General features: G+C 31.2%; 20 protein-coding genes and 2 pseudogenes. 14 read left to right on the top strand and 8 right to left on the bottom strand.

Going from position 1 to position 26,997, the window contains the following annotated elements; translation table 11 throughout:
- Nucleotides 1-26 precede the first annotated feature (26 nt).
- From cls to ACZ5N4_RS16085, 6 genes are all read left to right on the top strand, one after another.
- A complete protein-coding gene (gene cls / locus ACZ5N4_RS16110) occupies nt 27-1,463 on the top strand; it encodes a cardiolipin synthase (protein WP_464203518.1) in 1,437 nt (478 codons plus the stop codon).
- Nucleotides 1,464-1,539: 76 nt separating this feature from the next.
- The gene (locus ACZ5N4_RS16105) at nt 1,540-3,075 is read left to right on the top strand and encodes a GTP pyrophosphokinase (protein WP_464203517.1); all 1,536 of its coding nucleotides are present in this window, start codon (nt 1,540-1,542) and stop codon (nt 3,073-3,075) included.
- A 231-nt stretch (nt 3,076-3,306) separates the two neighbouring features.
- Nucleotides 3,307-5,142: an LTA synthase family protein gene (locus ACZ5N4_RS16100; RefSeq protein ID WP_464203516.1), complete on the top strand. Its 1,836-nt coding sequence runs from the start codon at nt 3,307-3,309 to the stop codon at nt 5,140-5,142.
- A 3-nt stretch (nt 5,143-5,145) separates the two neighbouring features.
- Nucleotides 5,146-5,463 (top strand): hypothetical protein, encoded by a 318-nt coding sequence (locus ACZ5N4_RS16095; protein ID WP_464203515.1) that lies wholly within the window; start codon nt 5,146-5,148, stop codon nt 5,461-5,463.
- Nucleotides 5,464-5,748: 285 nt separating this feature from the next.
- On the top strand, nt 5,749-6,303 hold the full coding sequence (locus tag ACZ5N4_RS16090; RefSeq protein ID WP_464203514.1) for a sigma-70 family RNA polymerase sigma factor: 555 nt from the start codon (nt 5,749-5,751) through the stop codon (nt 6,301-6,303).
- A 1-nt stretch (nt 6,304) separates the two neighbouring features.
- Nucleotides 6,305-7,672, top strand: coding sequence for a DUF4179 domain-containing protein (locus ACZ5N4_RS16085; RefSeq protein ID WP_464203513.1), 1,368 nt, complete (start codon nt 6,305-6,307; stop codon nt 7,670-7,672).
- A 408-nt stretch (nt 7,673-8,080) separates the two neighbouring features.
- On the opposite strand, the gene desB is transcribed toward ACZ5N4_RS16085, so the two are convergent.
- A complete protein-coding gene (desB, locus tag ACZ5N4_RS16080; RefSeq protein WP_464203512.1) occupies nt 8,081-9,127 on the bottom strand; it encodes a Delta(10) desaturase DesB in 1,047 nt (348 codons plus the stop codon).
- A gap of 317 nt (nt 9,128-9,444) precedes the next feature.
- Here desB and sufC point away from each other — a divergent pair, with 317 nt between their 5' ends.
- The 5 genes from sufC (at nt 9,445) to sufU (ending at nt 14,625) form a co-directional block, all read left to right on the top strand.
- Nucleotides 9,445-10,197, top strand: a complete 753-nt coding sequence (gene sufC / locus ACZ5N4_RS16075) for a Fe-S cluster assembly ATPase SufC (RefSeq protein ID WP_464203511.1) — start codon at nt 9,445-9,447, stop codon at nt 10,195-10,197.
- Between the two features lie 46 nt (nt 10,198-10,243).
- Nucleotides 10,244-11,650 carry a Fe-S cluster assembly protein SufB gene (gene sufB / locus ACZ5N4_RS16070; protein WP_464203510.1) on the top strand — a complete coding sequence of 469 codons (1,407 nt, stop codon included), beginning with the start codon at nt 10,244-10,246 and terminating at the stop codon, nt 11,648-11,650.
- A 15-nt stretch (nt 11,651-11,665) separates the two neighbouring features.
- Nucleotides 11,666-12,886 (top strand): Fe-S cluster assembly protein SufD, encoded by a 1,221-nt coding sequence (gene sufD / locus ACZ5N4_RS16065; RefSeq protein ID WP_464203509.1) that lies wholly within the window; start codon nt 11,666-11,668, stop codon nt 12,884-12,886.
- A gap of 64 nt (nt 12,887-12,950) precedes the next feature.
- The gene (locus tag ACZ5N4_RS16060; RefSeq protein ID WP_464203508.1) at nt 12,951-14,192 is read left to right on the top strand and encodes a cysteine desulfurase; all 1,242 of its coding nucleotides are present in this window, start codon (nt 12,951-12,953) and stop codon (nt 14,190-14,192) included.
- A complete protein-coding gene (gene sufU / locus ACZ5N4_RS16055) occupies nt 14,179-14,625 on the top strand; it encodes a Fe-S cluster assembly sulfur transfer protein SufU (RefSeq protein ID WP_464203507.1) in 447 nt (148 codons plus the stop codon). The genes ACZ5N4_RS16060 and sufU overlap by 14 nt, the downstream gene beginning before the upstream one ends.
- A 118-nt stretch (nt 14,626-14,743) precedes the next feature.
- On the opposite strand, the gene ACZ5N4_RS16050 is transcribed toward sufU, so the two are convergent.
- The 6 genes and pseudogenes from ACZ5N4_RS16050 to ACZ5N4_RS16025 all read right to left on the bottom strand — a co-directional run bounded on the left by ACZ5N4_RS16050 (nt 14,744) and on the right by ACZ5N4_RS16025 (nt 22,822).
- Nucleotides 14,744-15,886: an AfsR/SARP family transcriptional regulator gene (locus tag ACZ5N4_RS16050; protein ID WP_464203506.1), complete on the bottom strand. Its 1,143-nt coding sequence runs from the start codon at nt 15,884-15,886 to the stop codon at nt 14,744-14,746.
- Nucleotides 15,887-15,908: 22 nt separating this feature from the next.
- Nucleotides 15,909-17,459: pseudogene (locus ACZ5N4_RS16045) on the bottom strand (amidohydrolase).
- Nucleotides 17,460-17,576: 117 nt separating this feature from the next.
- Nucleotides 17,577-18,794, bottom strand: a complete 1,218-nt coding sequence (locus tag ACZ5N4_RS16040; protein WP_464203505.1) for a M20 family metallopeptidase — start codon at nt 18,792-18,794, stop codon at nt 17,577-17,579.
- 26 nt (nt 18,795-18,820) lie between these two features.
- On the bottom strand, nt 18,821-20,239 hold the full coding sequence (locus ACZ5N4_RS16035; RefSeq protein ID WP_464203504.1) for an amino acid permease: 1,419 nt from the start codon (nt 20,237-20,239) through the stop codon (nt 18,821-18,823).
- A gap of 214 nt (nt 20,240-20,453) precedes the next feature.
- Nucleotides 20,454-21,596 (bottom strand): toxic anion resistance protein, encoded by a 1,143-nt coding sequence (locus ACZ5N4_RS16030; protein WP_464203503.1) that lies wholly within the window; start codon nt 21,594-21,596, stop codon nt 20,454-20,456.
- A 26-nt stretch (nt 21,597-21,622) separates the two neighbouring features.
- Nucleotides 21,623-22,822 carry a 5-bromo-4-chloroindolyl phosphate hydrolysis family protein gene (locus ACZ5N4_RS16025; RefSeq protein ID WP_464203502.1) on the bottom strand — a complete coding sequence of 400 codons (1,200 nt, stop codon included), beginning with the start codon at nt 22,820-22,822 and terminating at the stop codon, nt 21,623-21,625.
- Between the two features lie 238 nt (nt 22,823-23,060).
- Here ACZ5N4_RS16025 and ACZ5N4_RS16020 point away from each other — a divergent pair, with 238 nt between their 5' ends.
- Nucleotides 23,061-23,984 (top strand): serine hydrolase domain-containing protein, encoded by a 924-nt coding sequence (locus tag ACZ5N4_RS16020; protein WP_464203501.1) that lies wholly within the window; start codon nt 23,061-23,063, stop codon nt 23,982-23,984.
- Between the two features lie 85 nt (nt 23,985-24,069).
- Here ACZ5N4_RS16020 and ACZ5N4_RS16015 read toward each other — a convergent pair whose 3' ends face one another.
- Nucleotides 24,070-24,693 carry a flavodoxin family protein gene (locus tag ACZ5N4_RS16015; protein WP_464203499.1) on the bottom strand — a complete coding sequence of 208 codons (624 nt, stop codon included), beginning with the start codon at nt 24,691-24,693 and terminating at the stop codon, nt 24,070-24,072.
- Nucleotides 24,694-25,141: 448 nt separating this feature from the next.
- Here ACZ5N4_RS16015 and ACZ5N4_RS16010 point away from each other — a divergent pair, with 448 nt between their 5' ends.
- Both ACZ5N4_RS16010 and ACZ5N4_RS16005 read left to right on the top strand, forming a co-directional pair.
- The gene (locus ACZ5N4_RS16010) at nt 25,142-26,350 is read left to right on the top strand and encodes a YibE/F family protein (RefSeq protein ID WP_464210974.1); all 1,209 of its coding nucleotides are present in this window, start codon (nt 25,142-25,144) and stop codon (nt 26,348-26,350) included.
- A 221-nt stretch (nt 26,351-26,571) separates the two neighbouring features.
- Nucleotides 26,572-26,925 (top strand): annotated as a pseudogene (locus tag ACZ5N4_RS16005) (VOC family protein); the annotation flags it as partial.
- Between the last annotated feature and the right edge of the window lie 72 nt (nt 26,926-26,997).

Genomic DNA, 26,997 nt, shown 5'->3' with positions numbered 1-26,997 from the left:
ATCTATATAACAAGAGGAGGTAAAGTATGAGTGTTGTAACAAGTGTGAGTACGACGATTTTTATTTTAAATATAATATTTTCTATAGTATTGATATTTTTTGAAAGAAGAAATCCTTCAACTACGTGGGCTTGGCTATTGATATTTATGTTAATTCCAATTGGTGGTTTTATAATCTATTTACTTTTTGGAAGGAATATAAGTAGGCAGAAGATTTTTGATAAGAAGGTTTTAAGGGATGAAGCTAAAAAGAGATATTTAGAAAATATTAGAGAAGAGTATGAATATGATTTGTCAACCTATGAGCATAGAGATTTAATTAATATGAACTACAAGCAATCAGGAGCAATCTATACACAAAATAATGATGTAACTTTGTATATTGAAGGAAATGAAAAATTTGATGCTCTTATTAAAGCTTTAGAAGGTGCAACAAAATTTATTCATATGGAATATTATATATTTCGACCAGACGATATAGGAAAGAAGCTATTAAATATTTTAATGAGTAAAGCTAAGGAAGGTGTAGAGGTAAGATTTTTATTTGATGCAATGGGGTCAAATAGCTTAAATAATAAGAAGTATTTAAATGAATTGACAAGTGCAGGGGTTGAATATGCAGCTTTTTTTCCAGGCATGATGCCATACATAAATAGAAGAATTAATTATAGAAATCATAGAAAAATAGTAGTAGTAGATGGAGAAATAGGTTTTGTAGGTGGCTTCAATATTGGTGATGAGTATTTAGGTAAAGATAAAAATATAGGTTATTGGAGAGATACTCATGTGAAAATTATAGGACAGGCAGTATATGGATTAGAGAAAAGATTTTTACTAGATTGGAGCTATGCTAAAAATTGTGAGATAGAAGATATATTTAGGTATTTTCCAAAGGGTAAAAACTTAGTGGATGGAAAAATAGGAATGCAAATAGTTACAAGTGGGCCAGATCATAAGGAACAGCATATAAGAAACGGTTATATAAAAATAATAAATAAGGCAAAAGAAAGTTTATTTTTACAAACTCCATATTTTGTACCGGATGATACATTGTTAGAAGCTTTAAAGATTTCAGCTTTATCTGGAGTAGATGTTAGAATTATGATACCAGGAAATCCAGATCATAAGTTTATGGCTTGGGCTGCAAATTCTTATATATTGGAGCTTTTAAATGTGAATGTAAAGGTATATTTATATGAAAAAGGATTTATTCATGCTAAAACTATGATGGCAGATGGCGCTGTTTGCAGCATTGGTACAGCAAATATGGATATTAGAAGTTTTAAATTAAACTTTGAGGTTAATAGTTTTATATATAATAGTGAATTTACAAAAGGACTAGAGGACAGCTTTAAGGAGGATATTAAGTATTGTAGACAGATAAATAAAGAAGAGTTTATAAAAAGACCGTTAATTGAGAAAGCAGCGGAGTCAATAGTTAGACTTATTTCACCAATTTTATAGTTGTAACACAGTCAAAAGTAAGTATAGAATTATATATTTTAGAAATAAGTATTACATTAACATTAGGAGGTAAGTTATGGAGCTGAAAATGTTTAATTTTATTGAAGAGGTCATAGGGTGTTTAGAAGAAATAAATGATGAATTACAAGATAAAGCTAAGGATTTAGAGATATATTTTGAAAAATTATTAGAAAATAATAATGATGGAGATATAAAGGTAAATTCAAGAGTAAAGTCTTCTTCTAGCTTGAGAGAAAAAATAATAAGGAATAATTATTATAAAAAGTACAAGTCAGGAGAGGAGGTTATTTCAAATCTTTCAGACTTGATTGGAGTCAGAGTAGAATGTAGATTTATTGAAGATGAAATGGTAATATTTAAAATTCTAAAAAGGCTTTTTAACAAAAGAAATGCTGATGGATATTATTACAATGAATTAAATGAAAATATTAGATTAGAGTTATCTGGCAAACAGCCACAGGAACAAAAAAATGGGTTTGAAATCTTTAGAATAGATGGAGTTTATGAAATAAATGATAGAATAATTAGATTTGAACTTCAAATTAAATCCTTGGTTAATATATTTTGGGGTGAGCTTGAGCATAAAATAGTATATAAAGATCATAACTACAGAATAGCAGATGGCTTTTTAAAAGAACTGATGGGATCCATTAAGAAAAACCTTACAATGATAGATAATCAGCTTCTTATGATTTATAATCAGTTTAATAGTATAAATAGTATAGATCCTATGATGAGAAAGTCTAAAGTAGAAATATTTCTTTCGAAAATTATTTATGATATATTTTCAGCAAAAATGCAAAATAACATTGGCTTTGGAGTCGATTTTAAAGAATCCTGTGATACCATAATGAAGTATATTTTTAGAACTAGAAATGCTGAAAATTTGGATGATTATAATAAAACAATGGTAAAAACAATGGATAGATTAAATAGTATTGGCAAAAATGATGTGAATTTTAATAGTGAGATAGAATTTGAAAGAGAGATACATTTTGAAGATGCTTTCTCTAATAAGATCGGATATATCATATTAAATTCAATAAATAATGAATTTCAATGGAATTTGTTTTTTAGAATATTATTTGAAATAGAGCTTGGAAATAATGCTGAGGATTTTGAGACATTTATAAAATTTGTAAGAACTAGATTTTATGAAAATGATAGTTTTTTAAGGTTACATTCAATTTTAAATGAAGAAGAGTTTGAAGGTGTAAAAAATGATATTATGCTGACCATAGCACATAGTTTTGAAATTGTAGACTCTATAGAGTTTATATATGATAATAATATTGATGAAATAAATGAAGTAATAACTTCTCTTATAGATTTAATATGTGAAAAGATAAGTACATATGAGGAATGGGAAAAAACTCGTGATATAGGGCTAAATCTATTGCATTTTAAAGTTCTATCTATTTTCAATTGTAAGGTTGAAACCTATAAAGTAAAAGAACTTATTGAGATGGTTAAAAGTGGTGCTTACAAAATAGAAATAAGTAAAAGCATTTTAAAATATATAGATAAATTAGATGAGATGGATAAGATTAAAGCTGAAGAAGCGGTAAGACTTTTTAAAATTAAGTTATAAGAAGTTCGAGGTGAAGTTCTCGCTATGGGGTGTTAGTGGCGATATACATCGGATAAAGCATTTCAAATAAATAGCTGTAAGTATAATTCCAATGCGGCAATATAAAAAGCTAAACTGTGACCTAAGGACTCACAGTTTAGCTTTTTATATTTAACGAATGAAAAAAATATTGTTATTATCAAAAATGTGATATAATAAATCTACATATTTTTTGAGCAAAGGGGGCTAAAAGTGAAGAGAACCATTAGTTTTATAGAAAAAAACATAAAAGAACTTATAAAAGATAAATTTTTTATGACAGCAGTAGTAGGCACATTAATACAATATATTCTATTTATCTTGCTTTTATCCGATGGAAATGCAGTAAGTATAAATTTTAGAACTGCTATTTTAGGGATACTTCCAATATTAATATATATAGTATTTGCGTTAATACCCTATTCTTTTGGATTTTTATTTAAGGGTATAGCACAAAATGTGTTTATGATAATAATGAATATACTTATTTCATTATTATTGATACTGGACTTATGGTATTATAGAAGCAATAGTTCATTTTTAAATTACTATATGTTTAAAATGACAGCTAATTTAGAAAGATTAACTCCAAGTATACTCGCAATGTTTAGAACAATAGATTTGATATTTTTAATAAACGCTGTAATTCTTATAGCAATTTTTATAAAAAATATAAAGTCTTATAAGAATGTTAGAAGAAGCCTAAATAAGTTTGGCATATTGTTCTTAATTCCAAACTTATATCTAGCCTATAATCATGTCAAAGTAGATAAATTTCAAAGAGGATATGCTTATCAATATTTATTTAAAAGATCATGGTCACAAAACCAAAGCATGTATTATTTAACGCCAATAGGTTATCACCTATATGATTTATACAATTACAGCAAAGATAACACATCTTATATCATGTCTCAGCAGGAGAAAGACTCAATAAAAAGATACTTTAGTTCAAAAGAGAAAAATCTTAAACCAAATAGTTATAATGGAATTTTTAAAGGAAAAAATCTGATTGTTATTCAAGTAGAGTCAATGGAAAACTTTATTATAAACGAAAAAGTAAACAATCAAGAAATAACACCTAACTTAAATAAATTGCTCAGTAATTCACTTTATTTTTCCAATTATCATGAGCAAACCTATAATGGTACAACCTCTGATGCTACTTTTGTTTCTAATACTTCTATGCTTCCTGTATTAATAGGAAATAATAATTTTAATTATCCATATAATGATTATAATTCATTACCAAACCTATTAAAGAAGGAAGGCTACTATACTTATTCGATGCATGGAGAAAAAGGTAGTTATTGGAATTGGATGGCAGCAGAAAAACACATGGGCTTTGATAACTGTTTAGACATAACAAATTTTAATGCAGACGAAATAATAGGGATAAATTTAAGTGATAGAAGCTTTTTATCACAAGCGGTGGGAAAGATAGAAAAACAAAAGGAGCCCTTTTATACTTTCATGATAACGGAAACTAGCCACAGCCCTTTTGTTATTCCAAGAGACCAGGTAACTATTGATTTATCAGATAATTTAAAAGGAACTAAGATGGGTGGGTTTATAGAAAGCATACATTATACAGACGCAATGATAGGAAAGTTTATACAAGACCTTGATAAAAAAGGTATGTTAGAAAATACTATAGTGGCTATATATGGCGACCATGAAGGTGTTCACAAGTTTTTTGGTGGAGAAGTAAAAGATATTAACGGAATACCAGATAAATGGAGAAATAATGATAGAAGAGTACCTTTAATAATATATTCGAAGAATTTTCACGGTAAAGAATTTAAGGTTAATGGTGGACAAGTAGACTTTCTCCCAACGATTAGTTATTTAATGGGTATAAAAGAAAACAATTATATTGGCACTGCATTAGGTAGAAATCTTTTAAATACTAATTTAGATTATGCAGTGCTAACTAATAAATCTTATGTAGGAAAAGAAATTTCTAGTGAAGAGAAGAAGGAATATATTAATATACTACAGCAATCAAATGATATGATAAAAGCTAACTATTTTAAAGAAAGGCAGTAAAGAATGAATAGTAATTTGGAACAAAATGTAGTAAGTACTTCAAGTGGATTGCAAGAGGCAATAACCGTAAAATACAGAGAAGGTATAAAATCCTTATTTATTTTTCTGCATTTATTAATACCAATATTATCTGTAGAAAGTTTATTCAGCTGGTGTATTGGTATTTGGGGGTCATATAAAATTATAAATATATATAAAAATGTAGAAAAAAATAAAACGGAACAGGCAATAAAAGTTTTAATAGTATTATGGACAATTGCTATAGCATATAATATTTTAGTTTATTATGTAACAAAGATAGTTGTAGCTAAAATAGTTTAGTTAAAATGGATTAATGGGGCTGCTGCATTAAGAATAAATACTACAATATATTGTTCTAATTTTAAATTTGAAGAACAATGTATTGTATGTAAATTCTTTAATACAACAGCCCCATTTTGGCGTACCTAAAATTTCACAGTATTATATATAGCTGAATAGTTACAAGTCTATCTTACTAATGTATTATTAAAATATAATAGAAAAATTTGAGAATATATAAATTTTCATTCGTTATATAAAGTGTAAAAGCTTTTACAACAACACCTTTTAGTAAGGAGAGAGTTTATGAAATCAGACGAGAAAAATTACATACAAAGGCTAAAAGATGGGAAGGAAGATGCTTTAGATTATATAGTTGACAATTATCTCCCGTTAATTAAAGGAACTATATATAAGGTTCTTGCTTCACTTAAAGATGAAGGACTTATAGAGGAATGTATAAATGATGTGTTTCTTTCTGTTTGGAGAAATGCAAATAAGTTTCACGGTGATGATAGTGAGTTTAAGAAATGGCTTTATATTATATCTAAGTTTAAGGCTATTGATTATTACAGGTCAAGAGTAAAAAAGGCTGAGGAAGTTTTAGAGGCTATTGAAGTTGTGGACAAAAGCTCTGTAGAAGATGATTTAATTACTATGGAGAATAGGAGTGAGGTAATAGAACTAATTAATAGTCTAGGAAAGATTGATAGAGATATTTTTATTCTTAAATTTTTCCTTGGCTATAAATCAGAGGATATAGCTAAAAAACTTAATATTACCAAGGCTTCCGTAGATAATAGAATCTACAGAGGAAAGAGAAAATTAAAGGAAAAAGCATTAAACTTGGAGGTGATTTAATATGAAGGATATTTATGAAATGCTTAATGATATAGAAGTAGATGAAAAGGAATTTGAAGAAATGCCTGTAAGTGAAATAGAAAAGGAAAGAGTTAAGAAGAATATAAAAGAAGCTTTAAGTAAGGAAAAGTCAATAACTAAGAAAAGATTTATCAGTAAGAAAAAGATTTCTATAGCTGCTGCAATTACTATGATTTTCATATCTTCTGCTATAGTGGTAAACCCAGCATTAGCTACTAGCGTTCCAATAATCGGAGAATTATTTAAAAGAGATTTAGTTAGTGTAAATGAAAAATACGATAATTACCTTGATGTAATTGGTAAGACCAAGTCCTGTGAAGGTATTGACGTTACCTTTGAAAGTGCGGTAGCGGATAATAATATGCTATTTTTAAATTTTGTAGTGAAAAATAATAATAAAGAAATTAAAGATAACTATTCTGATGCTTTATTAATTCCAACAGAAATGAAGGTTAATGGGAAAAGTGTAAGTACAGGTGCAGGAGCATCATGGGAGTTTATAGACAACAATACAATTAGAATATTAAAGAAGATAGATTGGTCAAGGGATAAGTTGCCAAATAAGATGAATATAGATATAAACATATCACAATTATTTGGGAAAACAGGGGACTGGGGCGTTCATTTTTTCCTTGATAAAAGTAAGCAGACAGAGAAGACCTATGAAGAAAAAATTAATTCTAAGCTTGAGATAAATGGAGTAAAAGGTGAGATTTCAACGGTAACTATTTCTCCGCTTACTGTAACTATTAAAGGAGAAGGAGAGTTTGATGATTTGGGTAATGATACTGTTTCTGAATTTATAGTTTTGGATGATAAAGGTAATGGATTGTGTTGGAATGGTAGATCTGGAGGAATAAATGGTTTACTAGAAACCTATAAATGGAATTCAACTTTTATTTCCAATAATGATATGAAAAGTGTAACTATTATACCAGGTTATAAGACCAAAGGAAGCGAAAATACTGGAAAATTACCAGCGGTTAAGCTAGATATGAATAATGTAAAGCCAATAGAATTAACCATTGATAAAGATCGAAGTGTAGGTATAAAGGATTACTTTATAGATGGTGACTATCTGATTGTAAGATATAATCAAAAATATTTTGGAAAAGACAGTTTAAGACAAATGTTTGATATACCTATATATGTAACAATAGATGGTGCTGAAGTAAAGGAGGCTGATGATGATAAAAGAAATGAACTTTACAGTAAATATGATACTTTGAAGAATAATGTACAGATATTTAAAATTGGTACATCAAGAAATATTATGATTGGAACTTATGATGGTTCAAATGTGAAAATGTTAAAGGACAAGAGTTTTACTGTTAAAATGGAAAAATGATGAGTTAGGATAGTATATGCAATCTGGATATAGGGTTATAAGTCCGAAAGTTAACTTATACCCCGGGCTATGTTTCCAAGCTTCAGTCCGTTAAAAACTTTTAGTCGGTCTAAAGCTTGTGTTTTAGACGACCTAAGAACCTTCGAGAAACTCGCTATGCTCAGACAACTCGAAGGTGCTAAGGTTGTCTTAAAACCCTTCACTAAGACTGACACAAAGTTTTTAAATCTACCTTCAGCTTTGGAAACATATCCCTTTGTATAAGTTAACTTTCTAGTTAGTATTCCTATAAGATGGAGCATACTCTAGAGACAGAATAAAATACCACCTAAAGTTGTACAAATAGTTAAACCCATGGCAATTAAATCCATGGGTTTAACTATTTTAAAAGGACCTACTTTTTGCAGGTTATATTTTACGATACTTAACATTATTAGGATCAAATCCATTTCCTAAAGAGCCATAGATATTCCCTTTGTGTGGATCAATTAATTCCGTATTATTATAGTAAACTCTAGGGGTCTTCCAAAGTGATATTAATGCCTTTCCCATCGGCATTTCATTATAACGCTCCGGCCACATTTTTTTTATGTGCTCCTTAACTAAAGGATAGTACTTAGGACTCATTCTAGGGAAAAGGTGATGTTCTGTGTGGTGTGAAAAATTAAAGTTAAGGATATCCAACCATTTAGGTACTGTAACAGTAAGACTATTAACTAAAGGATCATTAACTGGTACAAGGGGGTTTAATCGATGGTTAGTTGCAATATAAGCCATAACTATAAAATTCCCAATAAGTGCCGGAATTAAATAAACAAACAACCATTTTTCTAAGCCTATGTAAAAGAGCAAGCCTATACAGGTTGTCCAAGGTAAAATGAATTGTATCCAAGTAACTAATCGTTTATTTGGCTTAAAATCATTTATATAGTGAAAGAACATCCTAGTAGAATGTAGGGTAAATGAAACAGTTAAAAAGGTAAAACTAAACAAAGAACGAAATGTAATAGGTAGACGGTATATCCAACCTATAAAAGGCCTATTATTAAACTGCTCCATGCTCATCCATGCATCAGGGTCCATATCATTGTCCTGAGTGTAGGCATGGTGATTCATATTATGCCACTTAATCCAAAGTCTAGGTCCAATGAGTAAAGGCGAAAATCCAATTGCACCTAGTAGATTTCTGAGCCAAGGTTTCTTTACCACAGTGCCATGTAGAATTTCATGGGCTAACAAACCTATAGATGCAAAACTGAATCCCAAAATAATTGAAATCAATAAATTAAACAATGGATTAAGATTGAATAAATCAATTGTAAGAAACCCTGCAGTAATAACAATTAAATAAGCAAGCCCTCCAAAAAGACGAGTAGGTACTGGATCAAATGCTGTTTCAGGTAAATAAGGCGATATGCGCTCTGCATACCAGCGAATTTTATAAAGATTTTTCATTATGTTGATTCCTCCTAGTAGTATGTACTTTTTTGCGATTATTTGTTTGATAGTCAAAATATTTACCTATAAAATCATATCAATTATTATTATTAATTGTCAATTATTATTTTTTGATATTAATTATCTTTGATTTAATGTTGATTATTTTTGTTTTAAGTAGTAAAATATAGCTAAAGAGAAACCAGAGTAATCTTGTCGGATATGAAGAGGATTATTATAAAGGAAAAACAGTTAGTCATCGGGAAAAATTATTGTGTAAATTTTTTTGATTTAAAATCAGAGTGAAATACTCGGATATGTAAGGAGAGATAATAATGAAAAATGAACTATTGAAAATAAATAATTTAAAAACTTCTGTTGAAGGAAAGGAAATTTTAAAAGGGTTAAATTTAGAAATAGGAAAAGGTGAAATTCATGTAATAATGGGACCTAATGGTGCTGGTAAATCCACTCTTGCAAATACATTAATGGGTCATCCCAAATACTCAATTATAGATGGAGAAATGGTCTTTGAAGGAGATATAATTAATGATTTAAAAGTAGATGCAAGAGCAAGAAAGGGAATTTTCTTATCATTTCAATATCCAGAAGAAGTACCGGGAATAACAGTAGAGAATTTCTTACGTACAGCTAAAGGTGCAGTCGCAGGAAAAGTTCAAAACATTATACAGTTTAGAAAAGCACTTAAGGAAAAGATGAAACTTCTAAAGATGGATGAGAGTTATGCTCAAAGATATTTAAATTTAGGATTCTCTGGCGGAGAGAAAAAGAAAAATGAAATACTTCAAATGGCAGTATTAGAGCCTAAACTTGCTATATTAGATGAGACAGACTCAGGATTAGACGTTGACGCTGTAAGAATTGTTGCAGAAGGGGTTAACAAGCTTGTAAATGAAGAAAATTCAATTCTAATAATAACCCACCATAATCGTATATTAGACTATCTAAAACCTGATTATGTTCATGTTTTAATGGATGGAAGAATTGTTAAAACGGGAGATATGTCATTGGCAAGAGAAATTGAAGAAAATGGATATGATGCAATAAGAGCGGAATTAGGTAAGTAAGCTTGAAACTTAGCAAAACCATATTCAGAAAAAGAGGTGGAGTAAATTGGAAAAGAAGAAAACTTATATTGATGATATAGAAAGAGGAATTTACGATATAAAAAATGACTTTAAATATAGTTACAAGACAGAAAAGGGGTTGACTAGAGAAATAATAGAGCAAATATCTGAGGAAAAGAATGAACCTCAGTGGATGAGAGATTTTAGACTTAAGTCTTTAGAGATATATAACAGCATGTCTATGCCAGCCTGGGGACCGGATTTAACGGATTTGGATGTAGAAAATATAGTGACGTACATCAGACCAAATACTGATATGAAGCATGATTGGAAGGATGTGCCACAGGATATAAAGAAGACCTTTGATCTTCTTGGAATACCAAAGGCAGAGCATGAATCATTAGCGGGAGTAGGTGCTCAGTATGATTCAGAGGTTGTTTATCACAATGTAAGCGAAGAGCTAACAAGCCAAGGTGTACTTTATATGGACATGGAAACTGCAGTAAAGGAATATGAGGATTTAGTAAAGCCATATTTCATGAAGTTAGTACCACCAAGTGATCATAAGTTTGCAGCACTGCATGGTGCAGTATGGTCAGGAGGCTCCTTTGTTTATGTGCCTGCTGGCGTTCAGGTAGATATACCAATACAGTCCTATTTTAGACTAAATGCCCCAGGGGCAGGACAGTTTGAACATACTCTTATTGTAGTGGAAAAAGGAGCGAAGATTCACTATATAGAAGGATGTTCAGCACCGAAGTATTATGTTAATAACCTACATGCAGGCTGTGTTGAATTATTTGTAAAAGAGGGAGCAACTCTTAGATATAGCACTATAGAAAATTGGTCTAGAAATATGTATAACTTAAATACAAAAAGATCTGTAGTAGATAAAAATGGAACTATTGAGTGGATATCTGGTTCCTTTGGGTCAAAAGTATCTATGCTTTACCCAATGAGTATTTTAAGAGGAGAAGGGGCTAGATCAGAGTTTACTGGAGTTACCTTTGCAGGGTCAGGACAGCATTTAGACACTGGCTCTAAGGTTGTTCACGCAGCACCCTATACAACTTCAACAATAAATTCAAAGTCTATATCTAAAAATGGAGGAATTGCTGTTTATAGAGGACTTTTAAGTGCTACTCCAAATGCACATCATTCAAAGGCTACTGTATCCTGTGAATCCTTGATGCTTGATAATGAGTCAAGATCAGATACAGTACCAGTTATAAGCGTTGCCAATGACAATATAGATATTGGTCACGAAGCAAAGATAGGCAGAATAAGTGATGAGGCTATATTCTACTTAATGAGTAGAGGATTAAATGAAGAAGAAGCAAAAGCTATGATAGTTAGAGGATTCGTTGAACCTATAGCAAAGGAACTTCCTCTAGAATATGCCGTTGAAATGAATAACTTAATAAAACTAGAGTTAGAAGGAACTATAGGTTAAGGGGGGGAGCAGAAAATGAATGGTACAATAAGAGAGTTATCAAAGAGTAAATATGATGACATTTTAGATATTTTAAATGCAGTAAACAGCGAAAAGGAGCATAAGTTAAATCAAACTGTGGTTCCTGCTTGGAGTTATTTAAAGGTAAACAACTTTAATCTAGAAAAGTTTACACTTCCTAAAATAGAAGCTTTTGATAAACAATATTTAAGCTTTGAGGATGGAACTTTAGATAGTGCATTGGTTTTGGAAACAAAAGAGGCTTTAGAAGTAGTAGAGGATATAAATGAATTTATAAATTTGAAGGAAAGCTTTGGAGTCTCTGATAAATTTGTAGCTTTAGGTGAATATAACTTTAATTCTGGAGTGTTCCTTAGAACCTGTGAAAATCAAGTTGTAGCTTCACCTATTAGACTTAACTTTGTAATGGATAGGGAAAATCCTACAGTGATAGATCATAATATCATTATTGCAGAAAAAGGAAGTAAAGTTACTGTTGTTATGGACTATAGTATAAATGACTCAAACATGGAAATTCAGAGTAATGTTTTAGAAGAAAATAAGCCATTTCATAACGGTGTAACAAAAGTATTTGCAAAAGAAAATTCGGAGGTAACTATAGTTAAAATACAGAGAATGAATGATAAATCAACTCATTTTGACTCTAATGTAGCCTTTGTAGAAAGAGACGGAAAGGTAAACTGGGTTACTGTTGATATTGGAAGTGAAATAAACGTTACTAACTATGTTACTAATCTAAAAGGGGATAATAGTTCATCAGAATTACATTCTGCATATCTTGTAGATGGGGCTAGAAAGCAGGACATTTATTACACTGTAAACCACAACGGCAGAAGAAGTGAAAGTAACATGGAAATCAAAGGTGTATTGAAGGATAAAGCAAAGAAATTGTTTAAAGGTAATATAGATTTCAAGAAGGGTGCATCAAAGGCTAAAGGAGCACAGGATGAAGACGTACTTTTATTAGATCCTACAGTAAAAACTGATTCAGTGCCAATGCTTCTATGTGAGGAAGATGATGTAGAAGGAGCACACGCAGCTAGTGTAGGGCAAATGAATGAGGATAAATTATTCTATTTAATGAGCAGAGGATTTAGTGAGAAAGAAGCTAAGAAACTTGTAGTGGAAGCTAAGTTCAGTCCTATTTTTGATAGAGTACCAGTACAAGAACTTAAAGACTTTTTATTGGAGGAACTTAGAAAGAGACTAGTCTAGGGAAATTAGTTAGGAAATTGATTTTTTAACTTGGAATCCTAGGTTTTCTATAGGAGGATTAAAGATGAGTAAGATTGATGTGAATAAAATAAGAGAGGACTTTCCAATCCTCTCTATAGATATAAATGGTAAAAAATTAGTTTATTTAGATAACGGAGCTACAACACATAAGCCAAAATCCGTTATACAGGCAATAACAGATTATAATGAGAAGATTAATGGAAATCCTCACAGAGGAGCCCATTATCTAAGCGTAGCAGCAACAGATGCATACGAAGGAGCTAGAGAGAAGGTTAAAAATTTCATTGGAGCTGGAAAAGCTAATGAAATAATATTTACAAAAAATGCTACTGAATCATTAAACTTGATAGCTTATACCTACGGAATGGCCTTTATACAGCCAGGAGATGAAATTGTAGTTACTATTTCAGAACACCATAGTAATATCTTGCCTTGGCAGATGGTAGCAAAAGCAAAAAACGCAGTTTTAAAATACATGTATATTAATAAAGAAGGAAGACTTACTGAAGAAGAGTATAGGGAAAAGATTACTGATAAGACAAAGCTTGTAGCTGTAGCACAAATGTCTAATGTACTTGGAACTATATATCCTGTTAAAGACATAGTAGAGTATGCCCACAGTAAAGGAGCTGTCGTTGTGGTTGACGGAGCTCAAAGTGTACCACACATGAAGGTAAATGTAACAGATATAGATGCAGATTTCTTTGTATTTTCAGGACACAAAGCACTTGCTCCAATGGGAATCGGAGTGCTATACGGAAAAGAAGAACTTCTTTTAAAGATGCCTCCATTTTTGAGAGGAGGAGACATGATAGAGTACGTAACAGAGCAGGATTCAACCTTTGCTGAGCTTCCATTTAAATTCGAAGCAGGCACACAAAACGTTGAGGGAGCAGTAGCTTTATGTGCAGCTATAGATTACCTAGAGGGTGTGGGGATGGACAATATTGCAGAACATGAAAAAGAACTTACAGAATACGCCCTAAGTAAAATGAAGGAAATACCTTATGTAACTATTTATGGACCTAGGGATATGGATAGTAGAGGTGGAATTATATCCTTTAATATAGAAGGAGTTCATCCCCATGATGTTGCAAGTATTGTTGACAGCTATGGTGTAGCAGTTAGAGCTGGTCACCACTGTGCACAACCTCTTATGAAGTATTTAGGAATTCAAGCTTCGTCAAGAGCAAGCTTTTACTTCTATAATACTTTTGAAGAAGTAGATAAATTTATTGAAAGTATAAAAAGTGTAAGGAAGTGGTTAGGATATGGAGAATCTTAATTTAATATATTCTGAAATAATAATGGAGCATAACCAAAGTAATCACAATAAGAAGCATATAGAACATGCGGATTGTACAGAGAGAGGACACAATCCAAGCTGCGGCGATGATATAACTCTATCACTAAAATTTAATGGAGATATAATTGAGGATGCATCCTTTGAAGGCAGTGGATGTGCCATATCTCAGGCATCTACCTCAATGATGATAGATCTTATAAAAGGAAAATCTAAAGAGGAAGCATTAGAATATGTAAATACCTTTATAGGTATGATAAAAAAAGAAGTTACTGATGATGAAGAGTTAGAAAAATTAGAAGATGCAATCGCTCTTAAAAATATTTCTACAATGCCAGCTAGAGTGAAATGTGCGGTGCTTGCTTGGCATACATTGAAGGAAGCTATAAGAAAAAAAGATGGTTTAGAGCCTTAGGAGATAATCGGTACCGTAAATAGTGAGAGTTATAGGGATAACAAATAATATAAATCCAGTAGTTGTAATGAACTGCTGGATTTTTTAATTTCTCAATTAAAACTTCATTAAATTTACATTAGCTTTTAATAATTTCGATACCTTCTATGGAATTACTTTCAATATATTGCAGTGCATCTTTTGAAATAGAGTCAATGTTTTCGAAATTATTAACTTTAATATGAATCAAGTAAAACTCTGGTAAAGATTTAAGGAGTTCATAAAGCGCATTAATTACTCGTACTGGAGGTACCGCTTGAGGAACTTTGATTTTTTCTTTACTCAAAAACACTATTTTATTTTGAATAAATGCTAGGTCGGCAATATAATTGGTTTCAATAATTAATTCCTTATAAGCTTTTAATTCCTCTACAATCTTTCCTATGACATCAGAAATCCAGAAAAAGGGGATTTTTTTTAGGCAAAAGGTATTAATAAATAAATGTTTTTTTTGCACATTGGCGTAAGTATTATTTGTTGTCTTTTTTTCATTTTGATTAGTAGAAATTATTGAACTATAGAGCGTTTTCAATCTCTTTGAAGGAGAAATATTTAAGTTCTTCCTGAGGTTTTTCTCGAAGCTTTGGTAAAAATCAATTGCGCTAGTTATGTTTTCTGATTTGTTATAAGTATCCATAAGCATATAAGCAAAATCTTCATTATATAAATCAATTGCCAACATTTCTTTCACTGTCCTAATACAGTTTTTAGATTGATTTAGTTCTTCATATTTTTTCAATATTTTTTTCAGAATTTCTAAGTTTTTATTTTGAAAAATGATTCTCTCAAATAATATGAAATCGTTGAATTCAGAAGCTCTCTTTATATATAGTCCTTCTAAAAATTCTCCTGAGAATAAAGTTTTCAAATTAAGAAGTTCCTCTAGGGTAATGGCATTCTTTTCTTCATGATTTTTAAGAAAAAGAATGTCACAAAAAAAATCATATCTTTTATTTATATAACATGAATCCTTTTCTGAAATAATTAATTCCTCACCTTTTTCATCATGATGAATAATACGTTTAATACTCCACAAACTATATCTTAAATTGTATCTTGAAGATTCCTCATCGCTATCAGCCCAGAGCAAACCTGCTAAATTCTCACGGCTAATTTTTTTATCTGAATTAGTAATTAAATAACAAATTAGAGCAATTGCCTTGTGACTTAATTTATTTTCGATGTATTCACCGTTAAATTTCATAGTGATTTTTCCTAGCATACTTATCGAGAGAATAGGCATTTTATACTCTACCTCCCCGACTAAATTCGTTAAACAAAACATTGCCAGATTTAATAGTTGCTTTAACTTTCACATCTATTATATTTTCTTTGTTTATACTAAATAAATCATCGCTTAGAATTATTAAGTCAGCCAATTTTCCTATTTCTAAGCTACCTTTAACACTCTCTTCAGATATCGCATATGCAGAGTTCGATGTAAACATTTTAACAGCTTCAAGAACAGGTATTCTGTGCTGTTCAACGGGATGGTTAACTGCAGAATGAATTCCTAGTAATGGATTGGAAGGTGTAACATCACTGTCAGATCCGCCACAAATTTTAATACCACATTTAATAATTTCGTTGAATGGATTGGTAATTTTATATCTTTCTCCAAGCCTCCTTTGATACATTTTACCTGGCCCTCCCCAAAAGTACTCATAAGCCGGTTGCATTGAATAAATCAAATTTAATGCTTTTGATTTTTTTAGATGAAGTGGGGTAGGGAGTTCTATATGTTCAAGTCTATGCCTCAATGTGTTATTGCCAGTTCTTCTACATGCATATTCATGAGCATTTAAAGCAAGATCAATGGAATGCTCACCAATAACATGAACTGCGGTTTGAAGATTATTTTCATAGCAATCTAGAAAGAAAGAATTCAGTTCATCTTGTGTATAATATAAAACTCCTCGATTACCAGGGGAATCAGAATAGTCCTGATAAAGTGCAGCAGTTCTAGAACCAAAAGAGCCATCTATGAATAAACTCCCACCAATTCTTTTAAGTCCCATACTAGTGACTTTTTTTATGTCAGTAGTCTGATAAAAAAGCACCAAATCAATAGGCATAGATTTATAATACTCATGTATGAATTCTGCATCTTTATCACAAAACATAAAGCCACCTTCCATTGAAGATACCGTTGTAACACCGGACTTAATAAAGTTTGGTATTACCTCTTTTAAAGCTTCAAGTTTGAATTCATTGCTTATGCTATTTAAGATATTCTGACGTAGCAAAGCGTTTGCATTTCCTCTAAAAATACCTGTTGGCATATCGCTTTTATCAAGCTCAATTCCTGAGACTGAATATGGAATTTTGTAATGGAGCAAAGAGTATGTATTTAATATACTCGTATGATATTCCACTCTATTTATTCAAACTGGAACATCATCGCAAAATTTATCTAATATATATCTATCAGGAAGTTTCTTTTCTTTCAAATTAAGCTCATCCAGTCGAATTCCTCTTATTGGTTTACCAGGATTCTTTTTTGACTGCATAGAAATCAAATCTCCGATATCATTAAAAGAAGTGGCCTCACTTAAATTCAGGCTAACATGATTGATAGCGGTCTGAGCAAGATGACAATGACTATCATAAAAACCAGGTAGCACTGAAGAACCATTTGCATCGATGATTTCGCCGCAATATTCAGAGAAATTTAAGTAGTCATCTCCCTTTCCTATAGCAACTATTTTATCTTTATTTATTGCAATCCACTTGTAGGTTTCATTATCAGCGGGATTAAAGCATTTCCCATTTACTATTAATAAATCTGCTTGCAAATCTTCGCCCCCTCATTTAAATGAATATTAATAGTTAATTATATAGTAGAATCATCGCTAATAGAAGCGAAGATTCTACTAAAAAATGTTAATAAATACTAACAATAATATAGGAGATTATTTTGAGAGTATACGAACAAGAAAGTCATAAATAATATCTGCAGTCTTTGAAATTGAAGTTAAGGTTGCATATTCATCTGAACTGTGAAAATTTTCTCCGTCAGCACCAAATATTACTACAGGAGCATTTGTTCTCGAGCCTAAATAATTGAAATCTCCAATACTTTGGAAATAGGATACACTTGGCTCTACTCCACATATATTTTTTATGCATTTAAAGAATTCAACAACATAGTAGTTTTTTTTATCAACTTTATAGGGCATGAAACCTCGACTTCCCTCTGTTGGAGAATTTCTAAAAGAAATTTTGTAATCACATTTAATTTTTGCTTTTTCAATGGCTTCGATAATATACTTTTCTATTGCGGTTTCATCTTCCCCTGTAACAATATGCCAGAAAAGTTTTACTTTTGAATAATGAGGAACACTACAGGCGCCACCATCACTTTCAAGAGCCACAACACAGGCTACGCCTTGGCCCAGCAAATCATCTTTTAAATAGCTTATATTTTCAAGTTGGCAAATGAATTTACCAGCATCAACAGCAGCACTGATACCGTTATGTGGTAGTGCAGCATGAGCAGCTTTCCCAAAGAATTCTACCTCCAAAGCGTATCCACCTCTTGCGCCTAAGCAAATATTAGGGAAGGGCTTTAAAGCAAATGATGCACTTGGTTCAGCAACAATAGAAAAATCTATCCCTTCTAGCAGGCCATCTTCTATTAATGAGTTGGTTCCTAATCCATAAGGTCCTTCTTCATCCGAAACAAAAGTAGAAATAATTTTACCGCGAAAATTTTTATTAAGTCGATAAAATCTTTCAATTGCAATCATTATTGCACAGCATCCCGATTTCATGTCAAGAGCTCCAAGGCCGAATATTTTGTCATCCTCTACAGTTCCAGCATAAGGATCTTTGGACCAACCATTGCAGGGATTTACTGTATCGAGGTGACCATTGATATGAATTGTAGGTCCTGGTTTACTACCAAATAACTCACAAACTACATTTTTACCTTTATAATTTGTAATCTTCGATTCATGGTACTCGTGAAAATATGCTTTAATTTCTCTATCACGAAACCAGTTAAATACGAAGTCCATAATATCTGATTCATTGAAATATGAACTTGGTATAGAAATTAGTTTTTGCATTAAAGCCGTTACGTCGGAAATTAAATTTTCTTTATAATTATCTTTCTTTTTACACTCCATTTTTGTTTCCTCCAGCATTAATAAATTTATGAGTTTTCTGACTCTTTAGCTTTTATATTTGCTTCCAGATACTCTGAATAGCTTGGAGGAATCATATTGCCCTTTTTGTATTGCCAATAACCTATTCCAAAATACAATGCCATCATAGGTATGCCAATTAGAAATGAAAATCTAGTATCAGGGCTTGTAGCCATAGCTATTGCAATCGCAATTAAAAATATAAGAGCAATTATAGGTGCAGCTGGATAGAAGGAAGCTTTGAACTTAAGGTTTTCAACTTTTCCACCATTTTTTACAAGCCATTTTCTGAATTTTACATGAGAAAGTAGGATTCCAAACCATGTGAGTAAGGTATTAAATCCTGCAATTGAAATTAGCCAAACAAATACTTTATCTGGTGAAATAAAATTTGTTAATATTGAAATAAAACCAATGGACATAGTCAACAAAATAGCAGGAACTGGTATACCCCGACTATTTATTTTACCAAATACTTTTGGGGCTTTTCCCTCTTGAGCAAGAGCCATTAGCATTCTGCTAGCAATATAAACAACTGAATTTGCACAGGAAGCAAGAGAAGTCAATATTACAACATTCATTAGTGTAGCACCAAATCCGATCCCAGCCATTGCGAAAACACCAGCATATCCATTGTGTAACACATCCACATTTTTATAAGGCACAACAAGACCGATTATAGTAACGGATCCAACGTAAAATAATACAATTCGGAAAAAAACAGTTTTTATAGCTTTAGGAACATTTAATTGAGGGTTTTCAGTTTCGCCAGCTGCAATAGTTACAGTTTCAACTCCTAGATAGGACCAAATTACACCAATAGATACTAATGCAACAGCCCATATGCCATTTGGCATAAAGGAGGCACTCGTCCAGTTGGAAAATCCAATTGGACCTTTACTACCAATAACACCAATCACCATAAGTATACCAGTAATCATGAATGCTATAATTGTCACTACTTTGATTCCAGCAAACCAAAATTCTGCTTCCCCATAGGCCTTAACAGTAATCAAGTTTAATAGTAGTATTCCAACCCCGATAACAATGCACCAGACTACAGGATTAATTCCAGGAAAAAATTGTTGCATAATCATTGCACCGCCAACCAATTCAGCTCCAATTGAAATTGAAGCATTGACCCAAACATTCCATCCTACAGCAAATCCAAAAACAGGATGAACAAACAGGCCGGCAAATGTTTGATAAGCACCAGATGTTGGGAGGAATGTTGACATTTCTCCAACTCCCATCATGAGGAAATATACTAGAATTCCAATAATTAAATATGCAAGAGGACCTCCTCCTACACCTGCTTTTTCTATGTTATACCCAGAAGCTAAAAACAGACCCGTTCCAATTGTTCCTCCGATGGCAATCATATTCAAGTGACGACTTTTCAGACCTCTCTTAAGCTCATTTTTCATGTTAACCCCCTTATAATTGAACTTTTTTATGAAAGGTACCTTCATTATTTTAATTATATATTAGAGCTATTTTAAAAAATGTTTTATTTTTCCATGTATTTCTGTTTTATTTTGTTTGTTATCATAGGTCATTAACTTTTTTAAACAAGGAAGATATAATAAAAAAAGAAGGTAAGAGCAATAAGTGAAATTATACTGCTCTTATCTTCTATAATTATCTAAGCCTTAAAAGCCTATTTTTTAATTGTTCTTCAATATTTTGCAATTCTGCTTCAGCCTCTTTACGTTTTTGACGTCCTTCTGTTTGTATACGAAGCACTTCATCAAGAGTGGAAATTAATGATTCATTTGTTTGGCGAAGAGTATCAATATCAACAATTCCACGTTCAGATTCTTTAGCTGTTTCTATAGTTGACATTTTAAGAGTTTCTGCATTCTTACGTAAAAGTTCATTTGTCATATTTGTTACCTCGCTTTGAACCTTAGCTGCATTGCTGGAATGAGCAACTCCAAGAGCCAGTACAATTTGACTTTTCCAAAGCGGAATAGTATTTACTATAGTAGACTGTATTTTCTCAGACATTAAAGAATCATTATTTTGAACTAAGCGAATTTGTGGAGCCATTTGAAGAGAAATCATTCTAGTTAGCTCCAAATCATGAACTTTTTTCTCGAAGCGGTTACAAAGGGCTACAAAATCATTTGTTGCCTGTGCATCCTCAGGAAGTCCACTAGCTTTTGCTCTTTCAACTAGGAGCGGAAGTTCCTCTTTCTCCAATTTTGCAAGCTTCTTTCTTCCAGCTAAGATATACATGGAAAGCTCTTTAAAATATACCTTATTTATTTCATACATTTTATCAAGCATAGCAATATCTTTTAAAAGTTGTATCTGATGCTTTTCGAGAGTAGTACAAATTTTGTTTATGTTTCCTTCAACTTTATCATACTTTGCTTTCATATGAGAAAATTTTTCCGTAGTTTTCTTAAAAAAGCCTAAAAAGCCTTTTTTCTCTTCAGAAGCATCAAAGTTTTTTAGCTCACCTACTACATTAGAGAGCATTTCGCCTATTTCACCTAATTCCTTAGTCTTTACATTACTTAAAGCAGTTTCGGAAAAGTCTGCAATTTTCTTTTGAGCACCTACTCCATACTGTAGAATTGAATTTGAACTAGTTATATCAATTTTATTAACAAATTCATCTACCATCTTTTTTTCTTCTTCTGTTAAATAACTATCGTCAAGAACTTCCCCCTGTGTATTTTCCTCTTTTGCCTTAACAATAGGAGCCTCCTCTTGAAAAGGTTCAAAACTTAAGCTTGGTACCACATCAATATTTTCTTTAAATTCGTTATTCACTCTCAATTTCCCCTTTTTGTTTAATATTATTTTTTAAAATCATTTTCAGTCAGTCCTTCTTGTGTAAACAGTGTTTCAAGTACAGAAATATCTGTAGAAATATCTAAAGCTACTTCTCCAAATAAGTCATCTAATAGCTTTTCGAAAGCAATATTTATAGTATCTATAGTTTTTTCAATTTCATTTTTTGCATTTTTTATATTATCACCTTGAACTGGCTGATCATTTAGCTCTTTATATGCATTGACTAACTTTAAAGTTATAGGAAGATAATGATTAGTAAGTTTGTTAACCTCAGGCAGCTTATTAGGATTATTTCCTACATAATTAAATATTTGACTGGAAATATTTTCGAGTCTATGCAATTTTGTTGAAATTTCTTCTTTTTGTATAGCATCATTTACACTTTTTATCTGTTCAATATAGTTCTTACCAAGTTCAAGTGTATATCTTAACTCTTTCTTTTCTGGATCATTTAGTTCCTCGTTTAATTCCTCTTGTCTTTTTAATTCTTCTTCATTACGATGCTTAAGAGCCTCTTGCGAATTCAAATAGTCCTCATAAACTTCATCATTTAACATGAAGTAGGTCTGTTTATCATCAATATGTGCTTGTGGAAACATACTTAAGTCAATCATTTTGCTTAAATCTTTTACAACAAATTTGTTCTTCCTTCTAAGGGATGCAGCTAATTCTTCTATAGAACAATAGCTTTGATTACCTAAGGTTCTTACATATTGTTTAAAACGCTTTACCCTTTTTCTTAAATGCACACCTCTTAAAGCTAAGACTATGCTGAATATGAAAAAAGAAAACAGAATTTCTAAAGTAATAAGATTAGCCCTAGAAAAAGCTATAAAAAAAGAAGTAAATATTGAGTATATGGTTAACATTGAACCAAATGCTGCACAGCCTATAAATCCAAATATCATATAAAGTATTCCCGATATGCTTCCAGCTGGTCTTTTAGAAATATACATTTGCACTTTATTTTTGTCATTTGATGTTACATCTGTAATATTTCTATATTTATAATACCTGTTATTTTTTATTTTTTCATTAAAATATTGTGACTTATTCTTTAAATTTGTTTTTACTTCATTTAAAGTGCTATCAGTTTTATCATTAATATCCTCTTTTAATCTAGCAAAATCTATAGCGTTAAATGCATTTTTCAATGTATCTCTAATTTGATCTTCTAAATCAGAAAAATCTCTTTTTCCCATGCTCATGCCTCCAAATTATTTTCTTGTAATTCACTATATATTGTAATAATATTTTGGCTCTATTATATATCATTCTTTTATAAATTACAATTTGCAACAACTTCCTATTATATCTATTTGTAATGTGTAGACAATTTTATTACAGAATTATTTATGAACTAGATAAATTAGGAAGAATAAAGTTATAATTTTATTAGTAAAAATTAAATATATTATATGAATATTAGGAGAATGGAAAATGAAAAATTATATATTGGATAATTTAATTAAATCAGTTAAGATGCAAAATCTTCACGTTCTTAATGTAGTTGTAAGAAAGGATGGGGATATAATTGCTGAACATGATTTTGAAGAAGAAAAACCAATTCTTTTATGGTCTGTAAGTAAGACATTTACATCTATGGCAATTGGTATTGCAGAAAAGGAAGGATATTTCAGATTAAATGACAAAGTTGTAGATTATTTTGCAGATGATGTTATACAGATAAATGATAACTTGAAGAAAATGACCATTCATGATTTGCTTTGTATGGGTACAGGACATGCAAGATGCCCTGTAGAAAAAGCAATGAAGGAAAATAAGCCCCTTCATGATATTAGCAAGCTTTTCTTTGAGGAGCCTGTTGTTTTTGAACCAGGTACACATTTTTTATACAATAATGCTGCAACTTATATGCTTTCAAAGCTTATTAGCATTACAACTGGATATAGTCTAAAAGAATATTTAATGCCTCGTATTTTTAAGCCATTAGGAATACCTGAGCCACAATGGGATTCCGATGTAAATGGTATATCATTTGGATGCTCAGGATTATATTTAACAGCACGAGAGTTATCAAAATTTGGCCAACTCCTGCTTAATAATGGCGTATGGAATGAAAAACAGCTTATACCTGCAGATTATATTGCACAGGCTACAAAATCCCAAATCGATACATCTGGATTCAATGAGTATTTTGCAACTGTTGATCACAAGCAAGGATACGGTTATCAGATATGGATCAATTCATACCCTAATTCCTATCGAATGGATGGATTGTATGGACAATATGTAGTAATGTTGCCAGATAAAAATGCAGTGGTTACCTACGTTTCGAATGAACCATCAAATATGACAGGGGTTCTAGAGCTAACATGGAATACAATAGTTGATAAACTATGATTTAAAGATTGCAGGAGAAGAAGAACTGTTTAATAAATAGTATTAATAACATGAGCGCCAATAGTTTTTATTGGCGCTCATGTTATTAACGTATAAAATTAGTAACAGCTCGAGTTTCTTTCTCTGGTAATTTAACTCCCGCTTCCTTACCTGCATGTATACAGTTTAAAAGCCAGGCCATGTTTTTGCCTAGTGTTCTCATTGTTTGCATTCCCTCGAGATCTTGTCTTACTTCCTCAGGAGTATTTCCATGAACCATATTCCAATACTGAGAGGATACAATAGGCATATTTGATATGGTAAAATATTTATTTAACTGTTCGAAAGCTGCTGTTGAGCCACCGCGTCGACAACTTACAATTGCAGCACCAGGTTTATATTGAAAAACATTTCCAGCATAGAAAAATCTGTCTAGAAAGGATGTTATTTGACCAGATGCACTAGCATAATGTACAGGAGAACCAAAAACAAAACCGTCAGCATCTTTAGCTATTTTTAAAGCAATATTCACAGAATCATCATCAAATACACATAGGCCGTCAGTTTTAGAGCAACCACCACAAGCCATGCAACCACGAATAGGTTTGCTTCCAACATGAAAAATTTCTGTTTCAACTCCGTTATTTTCCAATTCTTTTGCTACTTCAGTTAAGGCAGTATAAGTACAGCCATTAGCTTTAGGACTTCCATTAATGAGTAATACTTTCATTATTATACCTCACTTTAATTTTATATTTATTATAGCTTTATACTATTTGAGTATGTTATTATTTTAAAATGCAAGTATTAGTTTTACAAGTACACACATTTCTGTATTATAGTATCTAGAAGGATACAATGGAAAGGAAAAGTTGTGAATTTTGTAAGACATATTAATTCATCAAAGTTATATAAGTTTATATTGATTGAGTATATGTTAATAAATAACTATGATTCAAGGATAGTATGAACAAGGTTAGAGGCCTTAGCAGTATATTGCTAATAATTATAAAACAAATTTTATAAGGATGTTTAAACATTATTAATATTTTTTTATACACTAGTTAAAGGAAAAATATAAAATATAATTAACCAAATTTGATGAAGTGCACTTTAATAAAATATTTTGGAAAGAAATTTATTATTAGAAAATAGAATTTAGGAAAAGGGTGGTAAAAATACGTAAGGTAAATAAAAATATTATAATTGTTGTAATGCTATTTATACTAATTATAACGAGTACTGTTACAAAGGCTTATGATGGGCCAAAAGCAAATAAAGAGAATAATATATCTAAGGTTGATAGTGACGCTGAAGCAATACATGGAACTGTTATTAAAGTTTATTCTGATAGCATACAAACAGATAATAATGGAGAAAGGTACTGTAATGCAGATATTAGAATTTCATCTGGTAAACTTAGAGGACAGGTGATTACAGCAGAAAATTTTGTAGACGGAAACGCTACTGATGACAAGAATAATACCCAAAGTTTTGCAAGAGTTGGAGATGAAGTGTTAGTTAACATTGATCAAGATACAAAAGGTAATATAAATAGCGCCTATATCTATGATATTGTTAGATATAAATATTTATATAAGTTAAGTGCTGTTTTTATAATTTTGTTAATACTAATTGGTGGAGTAAAGGGAATAAAATCTGTAGTAACGCTAGCTATAACTGGATTAGCAGTAATTAAAATTCTTATTCCATTAATTATGAAGGGGTACAACCCTATTATAGTTTCTGTGATTATATGTATTTTTGTAATTGTTATAAATCTTTTTATAGTAAGTGGAAGAAATAAAAAAACCTTAGCTGCAATCATTGGAACTTCTGGTGGTGTATTAATAGCAGGAGCTATCGCAATTTACTCTAATTTCATTATAAGAGTAAATGGTCTTAATGATGATGAAATTCAGTCAATAATTTATACAATACAGAATCCTAATTTTAATTTTAAAGGGTTATTTTTTGCTGGAATAATTATGGGTGCACTAGGAGCAGTAATGGATGTAAGTATGTCCATAGCTTCTGCTATGAAAGAAATTAAAGAAGCAAAGCCGGAAATGACTAAGAAAGAACTTATTAAGTCTGGAATGAATGTAGGAAAAGATATTATGGGAACTATGGCCAATACACTTATACTTGCTTATGTAGGAGGAGCCATGTATATAATAATAATGATAGCTTCGTATACTACATCAATTTCTACTGCAATTAATCAAGATATTATTGCAGCAGAAATACTAAAAGCATTAGCAGGGAGCATAGGTTTAATTTTGGCTATACCTATTACAGCTATTGCATCAGCCATACTTATTACGAAATATGAACAAAAAAACTCGGGTGTTGACTCAGATTATAATAACTCTATAGATAACTAAGCCTAAACCTCAATTTGAGGGGCTTTCTTCAGTTTAACGGCCACAATCCTATCTATTCTAACAGAAATAATGTAAGATGGAATAGGAATAAAGCCATTAATTATATTGGGGTATATAATTTTTTCTATTGTATACTTTGGACATTTTCTCATAGTTCCAATGTTTTATGGCTATTTTTGCTCATCTAATATCCTCCTATTTTTATTTATTTTATTATACACAAAAAACTTCATTTTACGTTAATTGAAGATACATATCAACCAGAGCAAGATAAACGCTGGGTAGTAGTATCACCGCCTGGTTCGTCTGGAACTACAATATTACTTGCAAGGGCTTCAAAGCCAGAACAAATACCTTTTGTCGGAAATCAAGCAGGAGGAAGAGTTTTTTTATTTCTCGGGACAGATGATTTTTGGAGAGACTATAATGATATGATAGCAAAAGGAATTGAATTCGTTAGAGAACCAAAAGAACAATCATATGGTATTGTTGCAGTATTTAAAGATTTATACGGGAACTTATGGGATTTAGTTCAATTTAAAGAAAGTCATCTAATGTTTCAACGAATAAAATAGGCTAAGTCTACAGCGAACTTACTACACAAATTTCTTAAATTATGAAGCTGCAAATTAATTTATTGAGAGGAT

The organism is Clostridium nitrophenolicum (genome assembly GCF_055391695.1).
Note: the sequence above shows the minus strand (reverse complement) of the source record. Positions and strands in the feature narration are given on the sequence as shown.

What these genes read in the sequence shown, in the direction of transcription:
- ACZ5N4_RS16085 (WP_464203513.1), top strand. Translation starts at nt 6,305, where the DNA reads ATGAAGGATATTTATGAAATGCTTAATGATATAGAAGTAGATGAAAAG.
- ACZ5N4_RS16035 (WP_464203504.1), bottom strand. Translation starts at nt 20,239, where the DNA reads ATGAAAAATGAGCTTAAGAGAGGTCTGAAAAGTCGTCACTTGAATATG.
- ACZ5N4_RS16015 (WP_464203499.1), bottom strand. Translation starts at nt 24,693, where the DNA reads ATGAAAGTATTACTCATTAATGGAAGTCCTAAAGCTAATGGCTGTACT.
- ACZ5N4_RS16050 (WP_464203506.1), bottom strand. Translation starts at nt 15,886, where the DNA reads ATGCTAGGAAAAATCACTATGAAATTTAACGGTGAATACATCGAAAAT.
- ACZ5N4_RS16040 (WP_464203505.1), bottom strand. Translation starts at nt 18,794, where the DNA reads ATGGAGTGTAAAAAGAAAGATAATTATAAAGAAAATTTAATTTCCGAC.
- ACZ5N4_RS16060 (WP_464203508.1), top strand. Translation starts at nt 12,951, where the DNA reads ATGAGTAAGATTGATGTGAATAAAATAAGAGAGGACTTTCCAATCCTC.
- sufU (WP_464203507.1), top strand. Translation starts at nt 14,179, where the DNA reads ATGGAGAATCTTAATTTAATATATTCTGAAATAATAATGGAGCATAAC.
- sufC (WP_464203511.1), top strand. Translation starts at nt 9,445, where the DNA reads ATGAAAAATGAACTATTGAAAATAAATAATTTAAAAACTTCTGTTGAA.
- ACZ5N4_RS16020 (WP_464203501.1), top strand. Translation starts at nt 23,061, where the DNA reads ATGAAAAATTATATATTGGATAATTTAATTAAATCAGTTAAGATGCAA.
- ACZ5N4_RS16105 (WP_464203517.1), top strand. Translation starts at nt 1,540, where the DNA reads ATGGAGCTGAAAATGTTTAATTTTATTGAAGAGGTCATAGGGTGTTTA.
- cls (WP_464203518.1), top strand. Translation starts at nt 27, where the DNA reads ATGAGTGTTGTAACAAGTGTGAGTACGACGATTTTTATTTTAAATATA.
- desB (WP_464203512.1), bottom strand. Translation starts at nt 9,127, where the DNA reads ATGAAAAATCTTTATAAAATTCGCTGGTATGCAGAGCGCATATCGCCT.
- ACZ5N4_RS16095 (WP_464203515.1), top strand. Translation starts at nt 5,146, where the DNA reads ATGAATAGTAATTTGGAACAAAATGTAGTAAGTACTTCAAGTGGATTG.
- ACZ5N4_RS16025 (WP_464203502.1), bottom strand. Translation starts at nt 22,822, where the DNA reads ATGGGAAAAAGAGATTTTTCTGATTTAGAAGATCAAATTAGAGATACA.
- sufD (WP_464203509.1), top strand. Translation starts at nt 11,666, where the DNA reads ATGAATGGTACAATAAGAGAGTTATCAAAGAGTAAATATGATGACATT.
- ACZ5N4_RS16090 (WP_464203514.1), top strand. Translation starts at nt 5,749, where the DNA reads ATGAAATCAGACGAGAAAAATTACATACAAAGGCTAAAAGATGGGAAG.